Raw genomic sequence first — 25,358 nt, 5'->3', positions numbered from 1 at the left:
GTAAAAGAAAGGGGCAGGCCATTTCAGCCTGTCCCCTAACCTTGAAAATCAATGCTGTTATTCAAATATATAGCTTATTACATCTAAAGCCTGGTCAACCGTCTCAACCGTTACATTCGCTTTATTGGAAAGCTCCTTCAATGGATGAATTAACGATGCCGGTCTAACGATAATCGTAGGCTTGTTCAGCGCAATCGCCGTGCTAGCATCCATTGCCGTGTTCCACTGCTTATATTTTTCGCCGAATAGGGCAATCACGATATCCGATTTTTGCATCAATACCTGGGTTCTGAAATTATTGATATCAGACGCAGCGTCATCTTTATAATAATTTCCAGGCTGCTCGCCTAAAATTTCCTCACCGATATTATCGGAGCGGTCATGATTTGTCTGCGGTCCGACAAACACCAAAGGAAGATTCTTCTCCTTGGCTCTTTTTGCCACAACATCCCGCCAATCATCATGAATCTGCCCTGCCAAATAAACCGTCAACTCCATCCAAATCCCTCCATAGCTAGAATATTCTAACTCTATCATATACTACTTTTTTGGAAACGTGGATTTTTCCGCCTAGTGTTTTTCCATTCGTGGATGTAAAGGGGAAATCCAATGGTTTCAACGGTCAAAATAAAGTCGTGATTCTTTCCGCAAAGGTAACAAGAAGGAGGTCGCCGGTCAAAATAAAGGCGTAATTCTTCCCGCAAAGGTATCAAGAAGGAGGTCACCGGTCAAAATAAAGGTCCGATTCTTCCCGCAAAGGTACCAAGAAGGAGGTCACCGGTCAAAATAAAGGTCTGATTCTTCCCGTGAAGGTACCAAGAAGAAGGTCGTCGGTCAAAATAAAGGCGTAATTCTTCCCGCAAAGGTAGCAAGAAGGAGGTCACCGGTCAAAATAAAGGTCCGATTCTTCCCGCAAAGGTACCAAGAAGGAGGTCACCAGTCAAAATAAAGTCCTGATTCTTCCCGAAAAGATACCATGAAGAGAGCCAGCGGTAAAAATGATAGGAGACAATTAGAACAGATAATATTAATCCTCACAAAAAAAGTATGCTTCTCCATGGCGTGTTTAGTTCATAAACACTGCCATCAAAAAAGCATACTTTTATTTATGTGAGCTGAAATGGACCGGAGTATTAGTGAGTTCTCCTAAAACTGATCTCACCCATCCCCCAATACCTCAACCCATGCTTCATTACTTAAACAAGTTAATAGTAGTGATGATGATTGGCATGCCGAATACGTCGATCAAAAATGCGCCTACGATTGGAACGACTAGATAGGCTGTTCGTGATGGGCCGAATCGTGCGGTGACGGCTGCCATGTTGGCCATTGCATTCGGTGTAGCGCCTAGGCCGTGGCCGGTGAAGCCTGCTACCATGACAGCGGCATCATAGTTTTTGCCAAGCAAGCGGAACAATACAAATGTGCCGAATAGAACGATAAAGACAACTTGTACAAAAACAATCACTAACATTGGCAGCGCAAGGTCTGCAACTTCCCATAGCTTGATGCTCATCAAGGCCATAGAAAGGAAGATTCCTAGTGTTACGTCACCGATCAGGTTGATGCTCTTCATATCGATCGCTTTTGGATTGAATTTGTCCACAATGTTACGAACAATTACTGCGACAAACATCGCTCCAACATAGCTTGGAAGAACAAAGCCTGTAGCTGATGAGAACAGTTCACCTAAATACGTCCCTAATGCCATACAGAAGGTAATCATGAGTACTTGAATGAAAAACACATCAGACTTAATAGGTTCTACTTTTTCCTCAGCCCCAACTTCAACCTCTTGCGTTTCAGTTGGTTTCAGATTGTATTTGCCCACTAAATATTTAACGATAGGTCCGCCAACTAGGCCGCCGGCAACAAGGCCAAAGGTCGCTGCGGCAATTCCGATGGATAATGCGGAGTGGATGCCCATATCTTCAAGGGTTTGTCCAAAAGCGCCGGCTGCTCCGTGCCCGCCCTCCATGGAAACGGCCCCCGCCATCATGCCGATGAGCGGATGAATGCCGAATAGGGAGGCTAGCGAAACACCTATCACGTTTTGCATAAGTGCCAAGAAACCGCAGGCAATCCAGTAAATTACGAGCAGCTTTCCGCCAAGCTTGACAAGTTTAAAGCTGGCGCCAAGGCCGATTGTGGTGAAAAAGGTAAGCATAAATAAGCTTTGGAGAGAGGTATCTAAGGTAATTTGCAGCAGGCCAGTTGCCTTAAGGACCGTTGCAATAATCGCAAACAACAGTCCCCCGACAACCGGTGCAGGAATGCAGAACTTTTGCAGAAATCCAATTCTTTTTACAAAAAATGTCCCTAAAACTAAAAGTGCAACAGCTAAAAAAATGGTATTAACTTGATTCAAAGTTAGCGTCATCTTGGTGTCCTCCTAAAAATGCCATAATCGCTTCGTTGGTTAAATATGCGCCTAATTTTACAGTTCTTCCGTTTTCATCTAGAGCTGGGTTGACTTCACAAATATCAAAGGAAAGGGTTTTTTGATGGGATGCCACTGCCCGGATTAATGTCCGCACTGTCATTGGCGTTAACCCAAACGGTGACGGTGCACTGACTCCTGGTGCAAAGGCTGCATTTAACACATCTGTGCAGAGTGTCAGCATGATGTGATCGTGTTTTTCGATGAATTCGTTTAGTTCTGAAAGAATCTCATTCATTGAGCTCTCGGTCATATCTTCTTCATAAATGTAGTGAGCCCCAAGCTCGTCCGCCGTGTCAAACAGCTCCTGGGTATTGCCAAAACGTTGGATCCCGAGTACAAAATAATGGCTGTTTTCGTCTTGTTCTAGTATTTGCTTAAACATCGTTCCGGATGAAGGCTGTACTTCATATGAACGTAAATCGAAATGGGCATCAATATTGATAATCCCGAGTGTTGCCTCTTTCCCGATATGCTTCCGGACTCCTAAATAATGGCCATACAATGTTTCGTGTCCCCCGCCAAGAATAATCGGAGTAACGGACTTTGAAAAAATGCTGGAAACCGCGGAGCCCAATTCCTCCTGAGCCTTTTCAAGTTCATCGTTTTGACACATAATATTGCCTGTATCGATCAATGTGCTGCCTTCCTGCAGTTTCCAAGGCAGGCTTGCAAGCGCTTGCCGAATAGCGTTTGGAGCTTTTGCGGCACCCAACCGACCCTGATTGCGTCTGACACCTTCCTCACATTGGAATCCAATAAGGGCACAAGCTTTCCCAGGGGAAGGCTCTAATTTTTCCAGGTCAATTAATTCTACGATCTGATGGTAGCGAAAACTGCTTCTTCTCTCTGTATGGTCCGTTCTTCCGGTCCATAAATCTGGTGAAATATGTTGTCTCACGCTTCTCATCCTTTCTGAATCTTTTAAATGATTCGTACTTTAATTTTATAATGATATACTTATAATATCTAATATATAATTTGAATGGATTTATATTTTAAAGTTATAAATGCGAGAGGAGGATTCTGATGGACATCAAATCACTGCATTATTTTGTGACGGTTGCGGACCAGTTAAGCTACTCCAAAGCCGCGCAAATCCTGCATATTTCGCAGCCTTCGTTAAGCAATGCAATAAAAAATTTAGAAATCGAAGTGGGCTCGCCGCTGCTCGAGAGAAATACCAGAAAGGTCGAATTGACCGATGCTGGAAAAATTTTATACAAAAAGGCGGAGGCACTTCTTTCACAAATGAACATCCTGAAGAAGGAGATGGAGGAGGTAAAACTTTCCGGAAGCGGTGTCCTTCATATTGGGATGATTGAGTCCGTCAAGCATTGGCTGCCAAAAGTACTCAGTGCGTATCAAGAACAGTTTCCTTCTGTTACTATTAAGCTGATTGAAGTGTTGAGCGGCAAGGATGTAAAGGATTCGCTGCGGAATTATTCTTCCCATATCATCATTACCAACCAGTATGTTTTCGAGGAGGATATTGAATCGCATCCGCTATACCACGAACGCTTGGTGCTCGTTCTGCCAAAGGACCACCCACTAGCATCTAAAGAATCGATTGCAATTAAGGACCTAGAAAAAGAACCATTCATCATTTGCAAGGAAGGCTTCCAGACAAGAGAGGATATTTTAGAAGCATTTCACCTTGAACAGGCGGTGCCCAATCTCAAATATGAAATCGAACGCTTTGAAACGGCCATCTCATTAGTTAGGGGAAATCTTGGGATCACCATTATTCCAGAAAACTATCTGTACGGCCCAATCCATGATTCCGTCGTTTGGAAAACCCTTGACTCACACGCACTCGAAAGAACCGTCTATATCACCTATCTTAAAAATCGCTACCTCGCACCCGCCATTCAATCTTTCATACAATCTGTGCGGCAGTATTTTGAAGAGGAATGAGGAATGGGGACGGGCGGTTCTTCTGACCCATCATCGGGGCTAAGGCAGTAGATTATATCTATTTATTGTCAATCAAGATAGTTTGAGTTAAAGTAATTTCATTACATTTCAAGGAGCACCACTATGCCATTTTTGTCCTATTTTCATCCGATTGTATGGATTATTTTAACTGGAACGATTTTTACACGTATTGCGAGCTTCATGACCATTCCTTTTATGGCGATTTATTTGCAAAATGAGCTGGGTGCTTCGCCCTTAATGATTGGCGTAACATTAGGAGTTGCACAGCTAAGTGCGACCGTTGGCGGGTTTATTGGCGGATATTTCACCGATAAGTTAGGCAGAAAATTTATCATTCTGGCCACCGTGTTTATTTGGAGTGCGGTGTTTATAGGATTTGCGACCGTTCATGTGATTGGCTTGTTTATTGTGTTAAGTGCCATTAATGGTTTATGTCGTTCGTTTTTTGAACCTGCAACACAGGCCTTAATGATTGATTTTACAGAACCGAAGAAGAGGCGCCGCCTGTTTTCATTTCGTTATACAGCGATTAACATTGCCGCCGTCATTGGCCCATTATGTGGTGTGCTGATTTCCGGCATGTCCAGCCCAAAGGTACCGTTTTTCATAACGGCATTGATGTATGCCATTTATGGCGTTTTTTTGATTTTTCTTTTCAAAAAATATGAAATGAGCCAACAGAAGTTAGCTGAGAATCAAACCATTTTTCAAGTGTTTAAAGTGGTTATTATGGACAAAAAACTTTTATACCTGCTTGCGGGAGGAATCCTGATCAATCTGGGATATTCTCAATTCGATTCCACTTTGCCGCAGTATATCAATTTGAACATTGAAAATGGAGTTAAACTCTATTCCTATTTAATCACACTAAATGCAATTGTTGTGTTGGCATTACAACTGCCAATAGGCATTTATACTGAAAAAATATCGATTATCCGCAGCTTAATATGGGGGATTATTTTCTTTGCTGGTGGTTTGTTTGTTTTTGGGCTCGCTCATTCCAGCTGGGGATTTATTGCTGGTATGGTGATTTTCACAATTGGTGAAATTTTCGCCTTTCCAATGATGAATGCCCTAATAGAAGAAATTGCCCCTGCCACCCAAAAGGCAACTTACCTTGGCGCTTCGCAATTTAAAAATTTAGGAGGGTTTCTGGGTCCTATATTTGGCGGATGGCTTCTTGTGCACTTTGAAGCCCAATTGTATTTTGTTGTGGCTTTGGTCGTTCTAATCAGTATTATCTTCTATCGTAAGGCTTTATCGGAAAAAATTAGCCATACCGGAGATCGAAGTTATCACCAATAGAAATTCGGTCCGTGTTCTCGCGGGAAAGCATGGGAACGCGGGGCAAAAGTATGGGAAACGGATAGGGAAAAGAATAAGAATCAATAGGGGTGAAAGACAACACGTTGCTGTGTTGTCCTTTTTTGTGATAAAACAATTGCTTATTTTAGTCATCCTCAAATTTGTATGATTTAATGTGCACTTCTTTGGCAATCTCCCTTTCTCTGGTGTTCATTGAATACTTCAATGTGTACAACTTTGTGGATATTCCTTTCTCTGTGTTCATTGAATACTTCAATGTGCATAACTTTGTGGAATTTTCCTCGTTCTCGTGTTCATTGAGCGTTTCAATGTGCACAACTATGGGAATTTTCCTTGTTTTCGTGTTCATTGGACGCTTCAATGTGCACAACTTTGTGGATATTCCTTTCTCTGATGTTCATTGAATACTTCAATGTGCACAACTATGGGAATTTTCCTCGTTCTCATGTTCATTGAACGCTTCAATGTGCACATCTATGTGGATATTCCTTTCTTTGGTGTTCATGGAACGCTCCAATGTGCACATCTATGTGGATATTCCATTCTCTCGTGTTCATGGAACGCTTCAATGTGCATATCTATGTGGATATTCCATTCTCTCGTGTTCATTGAACGCTCCAATGTGCCCATCTATGTGGATAGTCCGTTCCCTCGTGTTCATTAAACACTCCAATGTGCACATCTTCCTTATTTTTACCAAATTAAAGTATATAGATATCCCTTCCTAAAAAACTAAACACCGTTCATATTCCTAAACTGTGTTTTTTTCAAATTCAGTTATGCTTATTCTCCCACGATCTTAGCATCCTTTAACATCTCGTCTGTTAGGGTGATTCCTTCCTGTTCAGCCGCTTTTTTGTTAATCATCAGCTGAAGGTTTTCCGGGAATCCGACGGGGATTTCGCTTGGTTTCTTACCTTTTAGAATTTCAACGGCCATTTTACCTGTCGTGTACCCTAGGTCATGGTAGTCAAATCCATAAGAGGCAAAGGTTCCGCGTTTTACTGAATCCCCTTCACCGACAAAGGTTGGGATTTTGTGCGCATTCGCTACCGTGATCACCGATTCAAGGGCGGATACGACAGTGTTATCCTTAGGAATATAGAATACATCCACACGTCCGACCAATGAATCAGCTGCCTGCTTTACTTCGGAACTTGCGGAGATGGTTGTTTCAACAGCTTCAAGACCAGATGCCTTTAGGGCTTCCTTCGCGTTTTTAACGTTGACAACAGAGTTTGGTTCACCGCTATTATAGATGATACCCACTTTCTTGGCATCCGGAATAAACTTTTTAATTGCGGCAATCGTATTCTTGATCGCTTCCGGGTGTGTATCAGAAGTTCCTGTTACATTCCCGCCTGGCTGTTCCAAACTTTTAACGAGCTGGGCCCCAACCGGATCTGTAATCGCGGTAAACAAAACTGGAATCGTCTTCGTCGAATTGACCACTGCCTGTGCGCTAGGGGTGGCAATCGCTAAAATAAGATCATTCTTATCTGCTACCAATTTTTGAGCAATCGGCATATTGGTATTCATGTCCCCTTGTGCGTTTTGGTAATCAATCTTTAGGTTCTTACCTTCTTCATAGCCGGCATCCTTCAGTGCCTTAATAAAACCTTCTCGTGCAGCATCAAGAGATGGATGCTCAATCAGCTGCGAAATGCCGATCTTCACGACTTTCTCTTTTTTCTCTCCAGCCGTTTCCTTGCTTCCGGCACCGCATGCAGAAAGCAATAATAGCAATCCGCACAAGATAATCGCTAAACTTTTTTTCATCTTCTTCCTCCCTCAAATTCTTAGACTACACCAAAGTAGTCTCCTATTTTTTCTATTTCTAGAAATTTATAATATTCAGATTTTAACACTATTATTTGAATAGAACAACATAATTTTAGGAAAATTCCGTCAAGTTACAGTTGAGCTTCTGAATAATTATGGTAGACAAGCTGCAATTGTGTTTTTGAAAACTATATGGTATAGATTTGAAATCACTGTTCTTCCTCGTGTTGTAAGAGTAATACTATAACCCTTTCATAAAGCGCGTTAGAGTAAAAAATGTAGAGGGAAAGCGCACTATGAGTCTTTCAAAGAGCGCATTACATACTTTGTAAAGTACTTTTTACGGTTTCATTTCCAAGCTCTACTAGCAATTGGGTATGATTTTTTAGTAAATCCTTTGCAGTGTTACTAAGGATCTCGGATTCTATACTCTTCCACTTGATAGGGTTAGTTTCAAAAGTACTATTGAATAGTAGATTAGACAAATTGACACAAACTAAATAGCTTGCATACGGATGTGGATGATCTCTATTAGTATCTGAATCTGACAGAAATTTTTGTATGAGAGTGTCATTATTGGACGGATGATAAATTAATTCCACTAGCTTAGCACGATATTCCAAGTCAAGAGAACCTAGATTAGGAAATTGATCATAATCATTCATATGCTGTGCTTCATGAGCAAGGTATGATATTAAAAAATTTGGTTTATCTAATTCAGTGGAATATCTTTCTTTTACACAATATAATCCATCTTTTGTTGCCCATCCTCCTGCTGCCCTTTCTCCAAAGGTAGCAAAGTGCAGCCAGCCATGCATAATGAAATCTTCCATAAAATAAACTGTTACCTTTTTCATGCCAGATGGAATTTGTACGTTATACTCACACTTTTCTTGTTTTCTCCAAATATACGGACCCCTAAAAGGAGGAGTAACTCCCCCAAGGAAATAAAATCCCCTGGTATTAAATTCCTTTTCTAATTGCATTTCAATTGAATCTAAATCCGTTTTATCATCATGGTCAGGGAACCATTCATTTAATTTGTTTATTAATTTATCTTCTGCTATTTCCACGTTTTCTCTTTTGGTCATCACTGAAATAAAGTACTGATAGTAGGCGTTTATAACACTTCTAATCCAAGGATCTTTTGTTTTGTATTCAAATTTTGGATTCTCTGAGAAAAATCGATTGGTATATTGTATTTTAATTCTCTCAATTGATTTGGCTTCGGGTAAATTGTTCAGATAATCCATTACTTTATTGATATCACCTTGTAAACAGTAAGAATACAATTCTTGTTTCATACGGTCGTTAACCCCATCTTTTTCCTAAAATTATAATAAATTACGAATTACTGTTCAATTTTTTATTAAAAAAAGCCCTACTAAAGAATCCCCTACATTTGCATAGTGAATAATTGAATTTTTAAATAACTCATGAGGGAAGTCTCCCCGAGTTTACATTTTTTTGAATTCGTTTACAACCTAAAAAAGGGGGGTAAAAACTCTATAATGTTACACTCGAGAGGCTTTTAAACAAAGGGGGAATTAAAAGTGAGTTCACAAAATGATCGTGCAGCGTCACGACGGATTACAAGTAACATTTTCAAGGGATCGCTTGGAAATCTAATTGAATGGTACGACTGGTACGTCTATTCTGCTTTTGCCATTTATTTTTCTGCTGAATTTTTTCCAAAAGGTAATCCAACCATTCAATTGCTCAACACAGCGGGAATTTTTGCTATCGGTTTTCTTATGCGCCCTATTGGCAGTTTGTTAATGGGAATATACGCCGACCGGCGTGGGCGCCGAGCTGCGTTGACACTGTCCGTCACCATCATGGCAGGGGGTTCTTTAGTCATTGCCTGTACTCCTGGTTATAGCAGCATTGGTATTCTATCACCTATCATTCTTGTTATTGCCCGGCTGATTCAAGGGATATCACTCGGCGGCGAGTATGGAACTTCCGCCACCTATTTATCCGAGATGGCGAGCAGCGGGCGCCGCGGCTTCTACTCTAGTTTCCAATACGTTACCCTTGTCGGCGGGCAGTTGGCGGCACTTGGTGTTATGATTATCCTTCAGCAGGTCCTTAGTGATAGTGAAATGTTATCGTGGGGCTGGCGTATTCCGTTTGTCATCGGCGCATTAGGAGCATTGGCTGTATTATGGTTGCGCCGCACAATGGATGAATCTGAACAATTTTCGAAAATGGGCTCAGAAACCCGTAAGAAAGCTGGAACTATTAAGGTCTTAATGAAATATCCTAAGGCAGTTCTAACAGTCGTTGGCTTAACGCTTGGCGGAACAATTGCCTTCTATACGTTTACCACCTATTTACAGAAATTTATGATTAACACGGTAGGAATCGATAAACAATCTGTCAGCTGGATTAATTTTCTGGCCTTACTCATATTTGTTGTACTGCAGCCACTCGCGGGTATGCTTTCCGACCGAATTGGCCGCCGTCCGTTATTAATAGGCTTCGGAGTATTTGGAACCATCCTGACTGTACCGCTCTTTATGCTTATGCAACAGACAAAAAATCCAGTCATGGCTTTTCTGCTTATGTTGGCAGGACTAGTGATTGTAACGGGCTATACATCCATCAACTCGATTGTAAAAGCGGAATTATTCCCAACTGAAATTCGGGCGCTAGGAGTAGGATTTCCGTATTCACTCACTGTAGCGATTTTCGGAGGATCAGCTGAGTTCGTTGCCTTATGGTTGAAGAATGCGGGAAAAGAATCTCTCTTCTTCTACTATGTTGCCGCTTGTATAGCAGTAAGTCTATTTACCTATTGGCGTATGGGTGAATCCTCTAAAACCTCCCATATTGAATCTGAACTAAATAATAGAAATAAATCAGCGTAAAACAAAATGCCCTGCAAGATTTTCTATAAACTTGTAGGGCATTCTTATTTATGGATAATATTAAATTTTTTGATGGATAAATTTAGTTTAATAAGAAAAAAGAACAATATGTTATAATCAGCAAGCAGGTAAGATTCATCACGTAATAGAAGGAGTTCATATGGTCATGCAAGTGCTTCAAAAAACACAAACGATAGTTCGCTATCAGAAACCTAACGGTGAAGCTTCTTATGGAATGGTTGAAAATGGCGAGATCTTACAATTATCCAGTGGTTTTACTGATATCGTAAATAATGATTTGAAATTTGATGGGGTAAAGGTTAATTATAGCGATGTGAAGATTTTAGAGCCGGTAGTCCCTTCTAAAATCGTTAATTTTGGCTGGACATATGCTGAACACGCAAAGGAAACTGGAGGGACGGCCAATCTCAAAGAGCCATTTTTGTTTTTAAAACCGACGTCTTCCATGATTCCAGATCAAGGTGACATTATCTTGCCATCCAGCGATTTAACGAAGCAGGTGGAGCTGGAGGGGGAAGTGGCAATCATTATTGGGAAACGAGCCAAAAATGTAAAAGAAGAAGAGGCAATGGATTATGTTTTTGGCTGTACGATCTTTAATGATGTAACGGCAAGAGACCTGACAAAAAAAGATCCTCAGTTCACACGGGGCAAAGGTTTTGACACTTTTGGTCCGTTGGGTCCGTGTATCGTGACCGGTTTAGATCCAACAAATTTACGAATCGTTACAAAATTAAATGGTAAAGTGGTTCAAGACGGTAATACAAGTCAGATGTCACTGTCAATCCCATTCCTCATTAGCTGGATATCACAGGTAATGACACTCGAACCAGGCGATGTTTTGGCAACTGGATCGCCTTCAGGTAGCTGCCCGATGAAGTCTGGCGATACTGTAGTTGTCGAAGTAGAGCAGATTGGTAAGCTTTGTAACTATGTAAAATAGTGATGCAAGGGGACGGTTCCCTGCTTCATTCCATGAAGCGGAAGAACCGTCCCCTTAATTCATTTAAAGCCCCTTACACTGACCTGTCAGAGAGCCTTCTATTTTGTTCGGTGCCCCGAAGTCATTTACTGTTAAGCTGTTGTCGCTGCATTGCAATTTTCCGTTGATGGAGTTTCCTGATAGGATTGGTCCGTAGCTGCCGAATTGTTTGTTTGCGGAAACTTGGTTGTTATCAGTTAGTGTGAGTCCGCCGTTGAAAGTATTTCCTGCAAATGTCACATTGCTGGCAGTTCTCGTGATTTCGGATTTGCCATTTACGGTAGTACCAAATAGCTGGATAAGGTTCGCCTTGTCAGCCTTCAACCCGCCATTAATCGTACTGTTGAAAATAACTAGCGATGCCCCGTCTTTCACCGTAACTCCTCCGCGAACCACTGCATCCTTAAGGCAGGTAACTCCTTTTGTGACAACTAGCCCGCCATTTTGATTGCCAGTTACAGTTGTTGTGCAATCCGGCGTATTCCCAGGCAGGACGGTCGCTTTAAACTGATCAGCATTTCCGATGTTTCCGGTAGCGTCAATGGCACGATGCTCTACAATGTGCGTACCGAAGCCTGGCACGAATGGACCACCAGGATCGCCTTCTTTATAGGATTGCTCAAATGTTGCTTTTGACAAGCCGCCAGTTCCAAGGTTGCCATATGTTAATGCCTTAACATCCGTACCAGAATGTGTGAACTTGAACGGAGTGCCCTCAGGTTTTTCAGGAAAACCAAAGTAATTGTACCAGCCATCGTGGTCCAAGCGGAACTCTCCAACAATGAATCCATTATGATCATCCTTAGGGTTAAGCCGCATATCAAACTCGTTAAAATAAACATTGTGCTCAACTTCGCCGTCTAACTTAACTAACGGCTCAGATAATGTTCGCGGTGCAGTTGGCAGGCCGTTGTCAATTGTCCAGTGAATCGTTTCAGATGGACCATTAGGATTGGCCGGGTCTGATACGGTTACTGTCAACTGGGAAGTTCCTTTAGGTAAAGCTAATTTTCCAAGATCAAGCAGCCTGCTGTTCTTTGTATTCTCTACTATTTTTCCATTAAGCTCCCAAGTTACATTCAGTACGCGATCGTTCGGGTTAGTCGTTTCAACGAATGCAACCTCGTCATATGCTAGTGGATGATCTGTGACGGAGGTATAGATGAATTTTGCCTCCACCTCTGTTTTCGACAGTGGTTTTCCAATTGTCCAATCTCTTGTCTGGGTCATTCTTGGGCCATTTAAATAGTTAGGATCGCGGACAAAATTGGTTTGATCTTTAACCGTGACCTTCACTTTATCACCAGTCTGAACGTTAAAGTCGGTGAGCTCGAGGTGGCGGCTATTATGCATGTCCTTAATCTCTTTGCCGTTTATTTCCCATGTGACGTCAAGGATATGGAATCTAGGATGCATCGTTTCCACCCAAACCATATCTTTTGGTCCAACCTCACCAACCGGAGTGGACGCCAGCGGCATTGCTCCGGCATTACGCATTCCGGTAATTCTCTGGGTCATCTGCTCGCGGCCAACCTGATCAAAATAGAAGCCGGTGTGGCGCATCATGGAATGCTCGCTTGGACGCCAAACGTTGGAATCGTAATAGACACCGCTCTCATGTCCGTCGTGGTCGGCTGCACGAATGATACCGCCGGATTCACTTTCTTCCCCAAGCCAGCGCCACCATTTGCTTTGTTTTGCAATCATTTCACTAGATGTAAGGCGGGTATGGTGGTTGGAACTTGGCTCTCTTTCTGGATGCGGGCCGCCTGGAACACCGCGATCATAGTAAGCATACTCATCCTGCAAGTTACCAAGAGAGTGCCCCAATTCATGTAACGATACTAACGGACCTTGTGGACTGCTGCCGGTGGTTGTTGCATGGACGCCGCCAATGCCGCCATATGTGAATGTATTTGCGATAGCTAGTGTTTGGATATTTTGTGCATTAGCAGGTATGCCTAGTTGAGGAGATACATAGTTGTTAAGAATATTGTTGCGTGCTTCTGTTCCGCCCGTGCCGTATGTGACACCGCGGGCAAGCTTGTCCGCCGGGCATTGGCTGGCAAATTGAAGTTTGAAAACTGTGTCGCGGCGCACGTTTCCGTCATCCGGGTCGCAGCTGATTCCTGAATCCTTTGATGGCGTTTGGACCATGTAAACATTGAAGTAATAGCGATAGCTGCGGAATGGTTCCACACTCCATTGGACGTTAAGATTTCTTTCAACATCCGCTTGAAATTTGTCCATTTCTTCGGCGGTATAGCCATCTCCCAAAATAATCAGATTAAGCCGATCCTTGGCTGGACCGGTTACTTGCAGGGGAACAATATTTACATCCCCAACTTTAAGTTCCTTTGCTGCATTGGTCTGTTGAAGCAGCTGCTGTTGCTGCAATTTCGGTGCCGCAGCTTGTGCCTGAGTGCTTGTATCCATCGTGGTAAAACCAGTACCCGAAACCAGCAGCGCAGCACTCAGCACCCCAGACCAAAACCATGATTTTTTCTTAACCATTCAACCCCGCCCTTCACTCATTTATATTTAGGCATACATGCCAAATCCATTTTGCCACACAATGTAAACAATTTCCATAAATATTTAGATTTTTCTGAAAAATGGTACAAAGGTCCCCATGTTTCATAATTGCTGCCCCAAAAAGCCATTCTATAAGGGATAACAGTTTAGGGGCGTGAGTACATGTCAAATACCGATATGTCAAAGTACGAGAAAAAAATCATCATTCGCAATATACGTGAGGAAGATATTGATGAGATTATAGCCTTGGGTAAGGTTTGCTTCCCTAATATGGAGCCGTGGAAGCGGGAGCAGCTGCTTAGCCATATTCGGATTTTTCCTAAGGGGCAGTTCTGTGTGGAATATGAGGACAAGATTGTCGGCTCCTGTTCTAGCCTGATTGTCAATTTTGACGAATATAATGACCAGCACACCTGGGATACGATCACGGACAATGGATATATCACCAATCACGACCCCGATGGCTTCAATTTATATGGGATTGAGGTCATGGTGGATCCGGAATATCGCCGGATGAAGCTCGGGCATCGTCTGTATGAGGCACGCAAAGACCTGGCTGTCCGATTAAATCTTCAAAGCATTATTATCGGCGGGCGGATTCCGAATTATCACAAGTATAAGGAGCAAATGACGGCCCGTGAGTATGTAAAAGCTGTGGAACAGCACAGCATTTATGATCCCGTATTGTCCTTCCAGCTCCTGCAGGGATTTACCATCAAACGAATCAATACACAGTACCTGCCGGATGATAAGGCATCTGCCTCGATGGCGACGTTGATGGAATGGAATAACGTCGATTATCGCCCTAAAAATAAGCGCATTTATCGGACGGCATTTCCGATTAGAATATGCGTTGTCCAATATATGATGAAAAAAATTGAGTCGTTTCAAGACTTCACCAGACAGGTGGAGTACTATGTGGACGTCGCTGCTGATTTTGAATCAGATTTTGCGGTGTTTCCGGAGATTTTTACCACACAATTGATGTCCTATCTTGAGGAAAAACGCCCGGATCGGGCGGTTCGTCGGCTTGCAACGTATACCGACCAATACATTGAACTGTTTACTGAGCTTGCGGTCCGCTACAACATTAACATTGTAGGTGGTTCTCATTTCGTGGAGGAGAATGGGAATGTGTACAATGTGGCCTTTCTGTTCCGTCGTAACGGCACGATTGAAAGGCAGTATAAAATTCATGTCACACATAATGAACGGAAGTGGTGGGGAATTGCGGAGGGGAACGAACTTCAGGTGTTTGATACGGATTGCGGGAAAATTGCGATTCAAGTTTCGTATGATATTGAGTTTCCTGAGCTTGCCAGGCTTGCTGTCGAGCGGGGAGCCAACATTATTTTTGTCCCGTTTTGCACAGAGGATCGGCAGGGCTACCTAAGGGTTCGTTACTGTGCCCAAGCCCGGGCCGTTGAGAACAACGTCTATACATGCATTGCCGGTACTGTAGGCAATTTAACACATGTGGAAAACATGGATATCCAATACGCCCAGTCTGGCATCTTTTCCCCCTCCGATTTCGAATTTGCTCGTGACGGCATCGTCGGCGAATGCGACGCCAACGTCGACACAGTCGTCGTAGGCGACGTCGACCTAGAAAAACTACGACGCTCCCGAAAGAAACGGTGATGCAGAGGGGAGTGGGCTTTTGCTTGAATGTATCCGCAAATATGAAACGATCTTTTACATGAATTGGTATCAATTAAGCATCATTTGCCTAACTAAGGGTGATAATAACAAGAGGCGTAAATGGGGTATAACATGAAAACATACTTTCAATTTCATTCAAAACTAGAGCCGTTTCGGGCTTTTTCGAAAGAGCATCTTATGACGATGGCGATTATTTTTATTCTTGGAATTCTACTGTTCGTCATGAGGAAGAAGCTAATGGAGGATGGAACACGAAGGTTTTTTCGAATCTTCTTGGCTTTTCTCTTATTGATTTTTGATGTATGGCAGCATCTTTGGCTGCTAACCGAGGAAGAGTGGTCCGCTAAGAGAGATTTGCCGCTTCATCTCAGTGACCTTGTTGTAATCCTTGCCATTGTTATGCTGATGACGAAAAGCTATAAACTTTTTCAATTCATGTATTTCGCTGGGATTGGCAGTTCCATTCAAGCAATCTTGACACCGAATCTTGGCAGGTATTCATTCCCGCACTTTCAATATATCGAATTTTTTGTTTCACATGGCGGGGCAGTGATTGCTTGTTTGTTTATGGTTGCGGCCTTTAACTATAGGCCAACTCTTAGAGGTTTGTGGGTAACCGTCCTTATTGTGAACCTATATGCAGCATGTGTCTTTTTCCTAAATAAGGTACTGGGGTCAAATTACCTCTACATTATGAAAAAACCAAAAACCGCCTCGCTTCTGGATTATCTCGGCCCCTGGCCATGGTATCTCCTTTCGATGGAGATCGTGATGATTGTGAGTTTTTATATACTTTATATTCCTTTTTGGAAGAAACGCGAGGACAGTTCTAGTGTATCATCAGGGGAATCACCATAATAAGTAAGGTGATGGTGAATCAAAGTAAAAAAATTGAGAATCCGCGTCCTATGAGCCATTCATAGAGCACGCTAGAAGAGAACTACTATTCAAGTAAACTTCAGAAAATAAGCAGCCGTTCTTACGATTTAACGGCTGCTTTTTAATATTATGGAAACACAAAGAACTCTCACCATATTTCAGCTACAACTTCGGCATCACTTTCCTAGCCCCCAGAAACAGCCATGTACCAAGGACAAATGGCATGGTCAGGGCAGGCAGGCCGTATGGCAAGAGCAATGAGCTGAGTCCTGCAGTGATAGGTACTGTTAGACAGGCGGCGACGATGCCTGATAACAGGGCATAGCGATTATGATCATTTTTAAACACACCTGATACGGCGATAATCGTTAAAATGGCGTTGTATCCGTAGAGTCCTAAGACGATTAACGAATGCTCCCCGCCTAATACATAGGCAACGAGGATGGCCGCGGCATTCCCAATAACTGCATATAAACCAAGTTTTCTTCCGCCCCAAAATACGGCAATAAATATAAGGATGCCAGACATGGTATTATCCAGGAAAAATACTTGCCCAATCCCATGAAAGATGCCGTCTATTAAATCGACTTTTCCTGCGATATTTAGCTGCCATTGTGATAAGCTTTGAGGCACTATGGCAGAACTTAAGGTAAGCCCCTTTAATTTGTAAGCAGCGAGCAATGTAAACCAAGTCAATACGATAAAGGGAAAAGTCAAAATAGGAACTTCTGTATTTTTCATAAAATGCATCATCGCAGCGGTAAAAATGGCAGCGGCAGCAGCCCCAATTAAAGCAATTATCCACATATAAGAGCCATTTAAAAATAATGCCAGTGCCATTCCTGTAAGGACAGAGTTATATCCCAGCAGACCTTGACGAATGGCATTTTCGTCGGCTCCTCCAAATTTCCCGACTAATGTACCAATCATTGCCGATAGTAAAGCAATAACCCCTAAATAAACAGAAGAAATCATGATGGCGATCAGAATTAGCAATCCAGTGATGACATTTTCAATCAAAATAACTTGAGAGATTCCTTTAAGAGACGTTGATAGAAAAGAAGAAAACTTTCCATCCATAATACTGCCTTTGTCTGTTTCCATACACCTTAAGCTCCTTTCAGGTTCCAATTCTCGGATAATTACATATTTTTTTACATACATATATTTTTATATATATAAAATTTGATATATCCATAGTACGATGATATAGTATTCTCCATAGGGAATCAATCGTGTTTTTTATTCAATTTATACCATTAACATAAAACACCTTACATCAAGTTATTAATGATTGAATATCTAACATCATTGATTCCTCCTTACAAATGACCCTTTTTACATTATCTGAGAGGGTTCTTTTTTATATATCCATAAAAAATAAGGAGGCTTTTCTATGAAACTATTACCACGCGAGATTGACAAGCTCATGATTGTCGTTGCCGCAGATCTTGCCAAGCGGCGTAAAGACAGAGGATTAAAACTTAATTACCCAGAAGCTGTCGCTCTCATTACCTATGAAGTGTTAGAGGGGGCACGAGATGGAAAAACAGTTGCCGAGCTAATGGAGTATGGAACAACGATTCTTTCACGTGAAGATGTCATGGAAGGTGTTCCAGAAATGATTCCTGATATTCAAGTAGAAGCAACTTTTCCTGATGGAACAAAGCTTGTGACTGTCCATAGTCCAATTAAATAACTAATGACGGGAGGAGTAATGAAATGATACCGGGACAATTATTTTTAAAAGAAGAAGAGATTATTTGTAACGCAGATCGAACTGCATCTAAGCTTACTGTCATCAATACAGGAGACCGCCCAGTTCAAGTAGGATCGCATTTTCATTTTTTCGAAGTAAATGATGCTCTTCGATTTAATCGTGAGGAAGCATTCGGAAAACGGCTTAACATTCCCGCAGGCGCAGCGGTTCGTTTTGAGCCTGGCGACGAAAAAGAAGTTGAATTAGTAGACTTTGCTGGGGAGCGCCGTGTTTATGGCTTTAACAATAAAGTGGATGGATCTTTGGAAAAGGGGTGCAGCAAATGAGTTTTAAAATGACTAGAAATCAATATGCTCAAATGTACGGTCCGACTACAGGGGATTCGATTCGTTTAGCAGACACAGATTTAGTGATTCAGGTTGAGAAAGACTACACCACATATGGTGAAGAAGTGGTATTTGGCGGCGGTAAGGTCATCCGTGACGGAATGGGACAGCATCCGCTTGTCACACGAGGTGATGGAATTGCTGATGTTGTTATTACGAATGCAGTTATTCTAGACTACACTGGCATTTACAAAGCAGATATCGGTATCCGCGATGGAAAAATTGCCGGCATCGGTAAAGCGGGTAATCCATTAATCATGAACAATGTGGATATAATCATCGGCGCTGGTACAGAAGTCATTGCCGGCGAAGGAATGATTGTTACTGCCGGCGGTATTGATACCCACGTTCACTTTATTAACCCGGAACAAATCCGAACAGCATTAGCTTCAGGCCTTACCACACTTGTTGGCGGCGGAACAGGCCCTGCAGCAGGTTCAAAGGCTACCACTGTAACCCCAGGTGAATGGCATGTTCACCGTATGCTTGAAGCAGCAGAAGGAATGCCAATCAATGTTGGCTTTACCGGTAAAGGCCAGGCTGCCACAGAAGAGCCGCTGGCAGAGCAGGTACGTGCGGGTGTTATCGGCCTGAAGGTCCATGAAGACTGGGGTGCAACTCCATCCGCGCTTGATAATGCACTAAAGGTAGCTGATAAATATGACGTACAGGTTGCCCTTCATGCAGATACTCTAAACGAAGCTGGCTTTATGGAAAATACAATGGCCGCTTTAAAAGATCGTGTCATTCATATGTACCATACAGAAGGGGCTGGCGGCGGACATGCTCCAGACTTAATTAAATCGGCAGGCTATATGAATGTTCTGCCATCATCTACGAACCCAACGTTACCGTATACGGTTAATACAGTAGATGAGCACCTTGATATGTTAATGGTGTGCCACCACTTAAACCCATCGATTCCAGAAGACCTTGCATTTGCGGATTCACGGATTCGAAAAGAAACCATTGCTGCCGAAGATATTCTGCAGGATATGGGTGTGTTTAGTATGGTCAGCTCTGATGCCCAGGCAATGGGACGGATTGGCGAAGTAATTTTACGTACGTGGCAAACGGCCGACAAAATGAAAAAACAGAGAGGGCTATTAGAAGGCGACAAGGAGCATGCCGATAATAATCGTGCGAAGCGCTATGTAGCCAAATACACCATTAACCCTGCCATCACTCATGGTATTTCCGAATATGTTGGATCCATTGAAGTAGGCAAAATTGCCGACTTAGTCGTTTGGGATCCTGCATTCTTCGGTGTGAAACCGGAAATGGTCATTAAAAGCGGCTTTGTGGTTGAAAGCTTAATGGGTGATGCAAACGCATCGATTCCAACACCGCAGCCGGTTATCTATCGTCCAATGTATGGCCAGCTTGGCAAAGCACTAGCGAGCACATCGGCAACATTTATTTCGCAGGCTGCTTTTGACGATAAAGTCCATGAAAAGCTTGGCTTGCAAAAAATGATTCTGCCTGTTCGCGGCATTCGCAAATTAACGAAAAAAGATATGAAGTTAAATTCAGAAACACCTGAAATCACGGTGGATCCGCAAACATATGAAGTACGAGTAAATGGGGAATTAATTACCTGCGATCCAGTTGATCGGGTATCCATGGGACAACGATATTTCCTATTCTAGAGGTGAAGGTTTTGATAGTTGAACAAATCGTAACAAATGTTGAACAAATGGATAAAGAAGAGGTGGCTAAACGTCATAAGGAAAAAGTCTACCTCGAAAGCGCCCATTTAGTGAAAAGAATTCAGCGTGTCACCACAGATCACGGTACAGAAATCGGCATTCGTCTAAAAGAGCCGCGTGACCTTGTTGCTGGTGATGTTTTATATATGGATGATAAAAATATGATCGTCATCGATGTGATATCAGATGACTTATTGATTATTTGCCCGCGCAGCCTGAATGAAATGGGAACGATTGCCCATCAATTAGGGAATCGCCACCTGCCAGCCCAATTTGAAGGGGACGAGATGCTTGTTCAATACGATTATCTTGTAGAAGAACTACTACAAAACCTGCAGATCCCTTACAAGCGTGAGGATCGCAAAGTAAAACAGGCATTTCGTCATATAGGGCATAGCCATGACTAATCAAATTCTATCATTATTTCAGTTATGTGATTCGAATTTTCCGACGGGGGCATTTAGTCATTCGTATGGGCTTGAGAGTTATATTCAAGAAGATAAAGTTCATGATCAAGCCTCATTCATGCAGTGGCTTCATGTTTATGTCAACGAGCAGCTCATCTATTCAGATGGGCTTGCTTCCCGCCTCGTCTATGAGGCATTAGAGAAGGAAGATTTAGATAAGGTGTGGAAATTAGACCGGATGCTGACAATGCAAAACCTGCCGCGGGAAACAAGAGAAGGAACACAGCGAATCGGTGACCGGATGTTAAATCTCGTAGAATCACTCTATGATATTCCGGCTCTGTCAGTCTATCGGGAACGAATAAAAGCCAAGAAATCATTTGGTCATCCGGCCATCGTTTTTACAATCGTTGGCCATCATCTAGGTGTTCCTAAATCAACCACCACTTTATATTATTTGTATTCTACCGTCTCAAGTCTTGTCCAAAATGCCGTGCGGGCGATTCCATTAGGACAGACAGCTGGTCAGAAAAGTATTCAGGAATTTCAGGGTGCATTAACCAAAGCAACAGAAAAGATTCAACAATTAGAGGAAGAAGATTTCGGGATTGTTTCACCTGGTCTGGAATTATCGCAAATGAAGCATGAACGAGTGAATATACGTATCTTTATGTCTTAATAGAAAGAGGAAGTGTTAGTAATGGAACCAATTAAAATCGGTGTTGGCGGACCTGTTGGAGCAGGTAAAACGATGTTAGTTGAAAAATTAACTCGACATTTACAAGATGAAATTAGTATGGCAGTGGTGACAAACGATATTTATACAAAAGAGGATGCTAAATTCCTAATGAACAATGGCGTGCTTCCAGCTGACCGCATTATCGGTGTTGAAACTGGCGGCTGCCCGCATACAGCGATTCGTGAAGATGCTTCCATGAACTTTGCTGCCATTAATGAATTAAAGGAAAAGCATCCGGATGTGGAATTGATTTTTGTCGAAAGCGGCGGCGATAACCTGGCAGCTACCTTCAGTCCAGAACTTGTTGATTTTTCCATTTACATTATTGACGTGGCGCAAGGGGAGAAAATTCCGCGTAAAGGCGGGCAGGGAATGATTAAATCGGACTTATTTATTATTAATAAAACAGATTTAGCTCCATTTGTTGGTGCCAGCCTAGAGGTTATGGAATCAGATACGAAGGTGTTCCGCGGCAACAAGCCTTTTGTTTTTACAAACTTAAAAGATAATCAAGGTCTTGATCAAGTTATTGAATGGATTAAGAAAAATGCGTTACTAAAGGGACTGGAGTAAAATGGGCGATTGGACAGGAATTTTACGTTTAGGTACCGAAGCAAGGAGCGGGAAAACCGTTGCGAATGATGTGTATTTCCAAGGGGCGTTTAAAGTCATGCGCCCTGTCTATCATGATGATTCAGGCCAGGCCTGCTATTATATTTTAAACCCGGGCGGGGGCTATTTAGACGGAGACCGCTATCAAATGAAGATTTCATTAGAGAAGCAGGCAAAGCTAACCTTAACCACCCAATCGGCAACGAAAATATATAAGACGCCCCAATCACATGCCTACCAAGAAGCTGAATTCCACTTGAAGGAAGGCAGCTATTTAGAATATATTCCCGATCCGCTTATCGGTTATCAAAACGCACGTTATAAACAAAAGAATGTTATCTATATGGAAAAAGGATGTTCTCTTCTATATTCCGATATCATTACCCCAGGATGGTCACCAGAAGGAGAAAAATTTAGCTATGATCTGCTTCAGCTTATCAATGAAATTTATATGGATGAGGAATTAGTTGTCTATGATCATATTAAATTAAATCCTGGATCGCAGAACATGGAAGGCTTGGGTTTAATGGAGGGCTTTTCCCATTTGGGTTCAATGATGGTGATTGATGAAAAAGTGAATCATGATTTACTTGATCGTTTATATCAGGCTTTACCTACTAACTCATTTGAATGTAAAATAGGATTATCGCTGCTGCCCGTTCCAGGCTTTACGGTTCGGGTATTAGCCAATAACACACAAGTAATTGAAAAAATATTTTCTGAATTACATTCGATTCTAAGTCAAGAATGGTTTAACAAAAAACCTAGTTTTTTAAGAAAATATTAATACTCATAACCCAGCAATTGTTATGGTTGCTGGGTTTTCACTAGAAAAGAAGAGTAGAGGAGAAAAACTTTATGGATGCAACATTATTATCCGTTCTGGCATTGGGCTTGGTTTTAGGAATCAAGCATGCCATTGAACCAGATCATGTCATTGCCGTATCGACGATTGCGAGTCAAAGCAAAAAGCTATGGCAGGCTTCTTTAGCTGGTGTATTTTGGGGGATTGGCCACACTGCTACTTTATTTATCGTAGGAATCGTTGTTATTCTAATGAAGGGTGAAATACCGGAGAAGTGGGCTATGTCTTTAGAATTTTTAGTCGGAATTATGCTTGTTACTCTTGGAATAAAAACGATCATCTCTTTTAAAAATATCCATATTCACACCCATAAGCATGATGGCGATGAGCATAAGCATGTCCATTCCCATAAAACCAGCGGCGAACACGATCATCCGCATAAACATAAAAAGACAACCTATTTAGGTTCCACGTTCATTGGTTTAGTACATGGTCTGGCAGGAAGCGGGGCAATGGTCCTGTTAACGATGAGCACGGTTAAGAGTGTCGGAGAAGCAGCTATTTATATCATTGTTTTTGGAGTAGGAACGGTTATTGGCATGATATTCTTTACGACAATCATTGGGATTCCGTTTGTGTTGAGTAAGAAGCGCACAAGCATCAGCGGGTCGTTAGGTATAATCACCGGTGTCATTAGTACTATTTTTGGTGTATACTATATGTATAATATAGGTGTTAATGAAGGTTTATTTCACCTTTGGATATAGAGTACTATATTTATAAGCACCGTGACACGTGGACTTGAGTACTTCTAGCGATGCCGCGGTTTACTAGATTGGGGTGATTGCTATGAATACTCTAGGATATGCAATACTTAGCGCGCTTGGCAGGAAGTCTTATTCGGGATATGAATTAGGAAAATATTTAGATAATGTATGGCCGGCCAAGCATAGTCAGATTTATCCATTGTTAACCAAGATGGAGGAGAAAGGGTTTCTAGTTCATGAGATCGTCGAGCAAGTAGGAAGACCGAATAAAAAAATTTTTTCGATTACCGAAAAAGGCAAACAATCCTTAGAAAAATGGATTGCTAAATCGCCTTCTGACCCAATTCATCGAGATGAGTTTCTCATTAAGATTTATTCTGCCTCATTATTAGGGGAGGAGAACTCGATCAAATTAGTCCATGAACGGATTGCCAAATTAGACGAATCCATTGCCTCTTTGTCAGGCAAAATCACAGAAATAGAACAAATGGAAGAGCTTGAGACGACATCAAAGGAATTTGGCCGCTACTTGTTATTCAGCCGAAAGTATCGGCTTGCGGAAGAAGAAAAAGCATGGTGCCACTGGGTGCTCGACAAGTTGAAAAATAAAAAGATAAAATTTACAGTATTATTCTTAGCATTTGCGGGAAGATTCAGCCTCCCGTTGGATGTTTTTTCGTGGGCTGCGATCATCTAGGAAGCATGTAGTTTGTGCTTCCTTTTTTTGTTTGTCTCCATGTAAAAATGTATAAATTTTTTAATTTGGTTACATACTAGGGTTATAGGCTAATATTTTTTTTGATGTGAATTATTATAAATTTTTGTTTATAAAAATTATATATGCTTGGGGCACTTTCCTATATGCTGTGCAATTTGTCAAAATTTGAAATATAATATTATTTGAATATGTAAACGTTTCCAACTATAATGGAAATAGGTGGATGGCGCGTGTGGCCATCGAGGTATTGTGCGTAGGGCGGGGCCAATACTTTGCAGGTATAAATAAATAATCATTCTCACCATAAAAATTTAAATGCCTTTTTATGAGAAGGTGTGTGTCTAATAACACTGGTCAGCTAAAAAGAAGGAGGAAGGGACGTGGACAATAGCAAAACTCTTATCGAGCTTTTTTTAAGGGAAGACCGCTTTGAACTAAATGATTATCTCACATTTCTGTTTAATCAAATTGCGGACTACTTTCCGGAAACAGCAGAAGAAAATATCGCCAATCAATAAACAAGGAAGCAAGGGGACAGTTCTCCTGCTTCCTTCTTTCTTTTTAAGAAAGCACTGGGAGCTTAAGAACCGTCCCTTTGTCTCATAGGTGTGCGATTTTTTCGTCGATATATTCCTTCATGAGCAGGTCGAGTTTGATGGAGAGTGAAATATAGTCGGGGCTGCCAGGGCCCGTTTGTTTATAAAGTTCGTTTTTTTCTTTTTTGACATCAGCGATTTCCATTAGCAGTTTCTTGTTTTCGTATGGAACTGTTTCTTTTGTTTTCATCATACACCTCGAAAAAGAAATTTTTTGACGGTGATTTTGGAAGGCATGATGACGTGATTTCCTTATGCTGCCAGATCTTTTTGGTAAAATTAATTCCAAAACCGTACTGATTCTAACATAGTCCATTTCGCTTTTAAATACGGAATCGAAAAGTGAAACAATTCGAAAAAGTGGTGCATAATATTGATATATTAAGTGTTGCATAGATATTTACCCTAAACGGCTATCAAATAAACAATAACTGTTTCGACAGGGTCCGACAAAGGGAAAA

24 protein-coding genes are annotated in these 25,358 nt (G+C 41.8%); 16 read left to right on the top strand and 8 right to left on the bottom strand.

Going from position 1 to position 25,358, the window contains the following annotated elements; all coding sequences use genetic code 11:
* Positions 1-57 precede the first annotated feature (57 nt).
* From A6749_RS09265 to hutG, 3 genes are all read right to left on the bottom strand, one after another.
* Entirely contained in the window at positions 58-498 is a 441-nt protein-coding gene (locus A6749_RS09265; protein WP_066388507.1) for a YtoQ family protein, read from the bottom strand.
* Positions 499-1,192: 694 nt separating this feature from the next.
* Positions 1,193-2,380, bottom strand: a complete 1,188-nt coding sequence (gltS, locus tag A6749_RS09260; RefSeq protein WP_066388504.1) for a sodium/glutamate symporter — start codon at positions 2,378-2,380, stop codon at positions 1,193-1,195.
* Positions 2,355-3,341, bottom strand: a complete 987-nt coding sequence (gene hutG, locus A6749_RS09255) for a formimidoylglutamase (RefSeq protein WP_407937504.1) — start codon at positions 3,339-3,341, stop codon at positions 2,355-2,357. Before hutG ends, gltS begins: the two co-directional genes overlap by 26 nt.
* A gap of 128 nt (positions 3,342-3,469) precedes the next feature.
* On the opposite strand from hutG, the gene A6749_RS09250 reads away from it, so the two are divergent.
* Both A6749_RS09250 and A6749_RS09245 read left to right on the top strand, forming a co-directional pair.
* On the top strand, positions 3,470-4,357 hold the full coding sequence (locus A6749_RS09250) for a LysR family transcriptional regulator (RefSeq protein ID WP_066388497.1): 888 nt from the start codon (positions 3,470-3,472) through the stop codon (positions 4,355-4,357).
* Between the two features lie 123 nt (positions 4,358-4,480).
* Positions 4,481-5,683: an MDR family MFS transporter gene (locus tag A6749_RS09245; protein WP_066388495.1), complete on the top strand. Its 1,203-nt coding sequence runs from the start codon at positions 4,481-4,483 to the stop codon at positions 5,681-5,683.
* Between the two features lie 804 nt (positions 5,684-6,487).
* Here A6749_RS09245 and A6749_RS09240 read toward each other — a convergent pair.
* On the bottom strand, positions 6,488-7,483 hold the full coding sequence (locus A6749_RS09240) for an ABC transporter substrate-binding protein (RefSeq protein WP_066388493.1): 996 nt from the start codon (positions 7,481-7,483) through the stop codon (positions 6,488-6,490).
* A gap of 320 nt (positions 7,484-7,803) precedes the next feature.
* On the bottom strand, positions 7,804-8,790 hold the full coding sequence (locus A6749_RS09235) for a hypothetical protein (protein ID WP_066388490.1): 987 nt from the start codon (positions 8,788-8,790) through the stop codon (positions 7,804-7,806).
* A gap of 249 nt (positions 8,791-9,039) precedes the next feature.
* Here A6749_RS09235 and A6749_RS09230 point away from each other — a divergent pair, with 249 nt between their 5' ends.
* Entirely contained in the window at positions 9,040-10,359 is a 1,320-nt protein-coding gene (locus A6749_RS09230; RefSeq protein ID WP_066388488.1) for an MFS transporter, read from the top strand.
* Positions 10,360-10,525: 166 nt separating this feature from the next.
* A complete protein-coding gene (locus tag A6749_RS09225; RefSeq protein WP_066388486.1) occupies positions 10,526-11,323 on the top strand; it encodes a fumarylacetoacetate hydrolase family protein in 798 nt (265 codons plus the stop codon).
* Positions 11,324-11,386: 63 nt separating this feature from the next.
* Here the strand turns inward: A6749_RS09225 and A6749_RS09220 are convergent, their stop codons facing one another.
* Positions 11,387-13,876 carry a M64 family metallopeptidase gene (locus tag A6749_RS09220; protein WP_153043018.1) on the bottom strand — a complete coding sequence of 830 codons (2,490 nt, stop codon included), beginning with the start codon at positions 13,874-13,876 and terminating at the stop codon, positions 11,387-11,389.
* Between the two features lie 183 nt (positions 13,877-14,059).
* On the opposite strand from A6749_RS09220, the gene A6749_RS09215 reads away from it, so the two are divergent.
* On the top strand, positions 14,060-15,538 hold the full coding sequence (locus tag A6749_RS09215; protein ID WP_066388484.1) for a bifunctional GNAT family N-acetyltransferase/carbon-nitrogen hydrolase family protein: 1,479 nt from the start codon (positions 14,060-14,062) through the stop codon (positions 15,536-15,538).
* 132 nt (positions 15,539-15,670) lie between these two features.
* Positions 15,671-16,417: a YwaF family protein gene (locus A6749_RS09210; protein WP_066400894.1), complete on the top strand. Its 747-nt coding sequence runs from the start codon at positions 15,671-15,673 to the stop codon at positions 16,415-16,417.
* Positions 16,418-16,600: 183 nt separating this feature from the next.
* Here the strand turns inward: A6749_RS09210 and A6749_RS09205 are convergent, their stop codons facing one another.
* Positions 16,601-17,542, bottom strand: coding sequence for an urea transporter (locus tag A6749_RS09205; RefSeq protein WP_084797732.1), 942 nt, complete (start codon positions 17,540-17,542; stop codon positions 16,601-16,603).
* Between the two features lie 292 nt (positions 17,543-17,834).
* Here A6749_RS09205 and A6749_RS09200 point away from each other — a divergent pair, with 292 nt between their 5' ends.
* From A6749_RS09200 to A6749_RS28600, 10 genes are all read left to right on the top strand, one after another.
* Entirely contained in the window at positions 17,835-18,137 is a 303-nt protein-coding gene (locus A6749_RS09200; protein WP_066388480.1) for an urease subunit gamma, read from the top strand.
* Positions 18,138-18,160: 23 nt separating this feature from the next.
* A complete protein-coding gene (locus A6749_RS09195; protein WP_066388477.1) occupies positions 18,161-18,484 on the top strand; it encodes an urease subunit beta in 324 nt (107 codons plus the stop codon).
* The gene (gene ureC, locus A6749_RS09190) at positions 18,481-20,193 is read left to right on the top strand and encodes an urease subunit alpha (RefSeq protein WP_066388474.1); all 1,713 of its coding nucleotides are present in this window, start codon (positions 18,481-18,483) and stop codon (positions 20,191-20,193) included. Before A6749_RS09195 ends, ureC begins: the two co-directional genes overlap by 4 nt.
* An 11-nt stretch (positions 20,194-20,204) precedes the next feature.
* Entirely contained in the window at positions 20,205-20,660 is a 456-nt protein-coding gene (ureE, locus tag A6749_RS09185; protein ID WP_066388472.1) for an urease accessory protein UreE, read from the top strand.
* Positions 20,653-21,339, top strand: a complete 687-nt coding sequence (locus A6749_RS09180; RefSeq protein ID WP_066388469.1) for an urease accessory protein UreF — start codon at positions 20,653-20,655, stop codon at positions 21,337-21,339. Before ureE ends, A6749_RS09180 begins: the two co-directional genes overlap by 8 nt.
* A gap of 21 nt (positions 21,340-21,360) precedes the next feature.
* Complete coding sequence (gene ureG / locus A6749_RS09175; RefSeq protein ID WP_066388466.1) at positions 21,361-21,972, top strand: urease accessory protein UreG; 612 nt, start codon at positions 21,361-21,363, stop codon at positions 21,970-21,972.
* Between the two features lies 1 nt (position 21,973).
* Positions 21,974-22,798 (top strand): urease accessory protein UreD, encoded by an 825-nt coding sequence (locus A6749_RS09170; RefSeq protein WP_066388461.1) that lies wholly within the window; start codon positions 21,974-21,976, stop codon positions 22,796-22,798.
* A 71-nt stretch (positions 22,799-22,869) separates the two neighbouring features.
* Positions 22,870-23,583: a HoxN/HupN/NixA family nickel/cobalt transporter gene (locus tag A6749_RS09165; protein ID WP_066388458.1), complete on the top strand. Its 714-nt coding sequence runs from the start codon at positions 22,870-22,872 to the stop codon at positions 23,581-23,583.
* Positions 23,584-23,665: 82 nt separating this feature from the next.
* A complete protein-coding gene (locus A6749_RS09160) occupies positions 23,666-24,280 on the top strand; it encodes a PadR family transcriptional regulator (protein WP_066388455.1) in 615 nt (204 codons plus the stop codon).
* 401 nt (positions 24,281-24,681) lie between these two features.
* Positions 24,682-24,819 carry a hypothetical protein gene (locus A6749_RS28600; RefSeq protein WP_164745717.1) on the top strand — a complete coding sequence of 46 codons (138 nt, stop codon included), beginning with the start codon at positions 24,682-24,684 and terminating at the stop codon, positions 24,817-24,819.
* An 82-nt stretch (positions 24,820-24,901) separates the two neighbouring features.
* Here A6749_RS28600 and A6749_RS28355 read toward each other — a convergent pair whose 3' ends face one another.
* On the bottom strand, positions 24,902-25,291 hold the full coding sequence (locus A6749_RS28355; protein ID WP_066388451.1) for a hypothetical protein: 390 nt from the start codon (positions 25,289-25,291) through the stop codon (positions 24,902-24,904).
* Positions 25,292-25,358: the final 67 nt, after the last annotated feature.

The sequence above is a fragment of the Neobacillus mesonae genome (assembly GCF_001636315.1).
Lineage (GTDB): Bacteria > Bacillota > Bacilli > Bacillales > Cytobacillaceae > Neobacillus > Neobacillus mesonae.
This window is presented reverse-complemented; position numbering and strand designations above follow the sequence as displayed.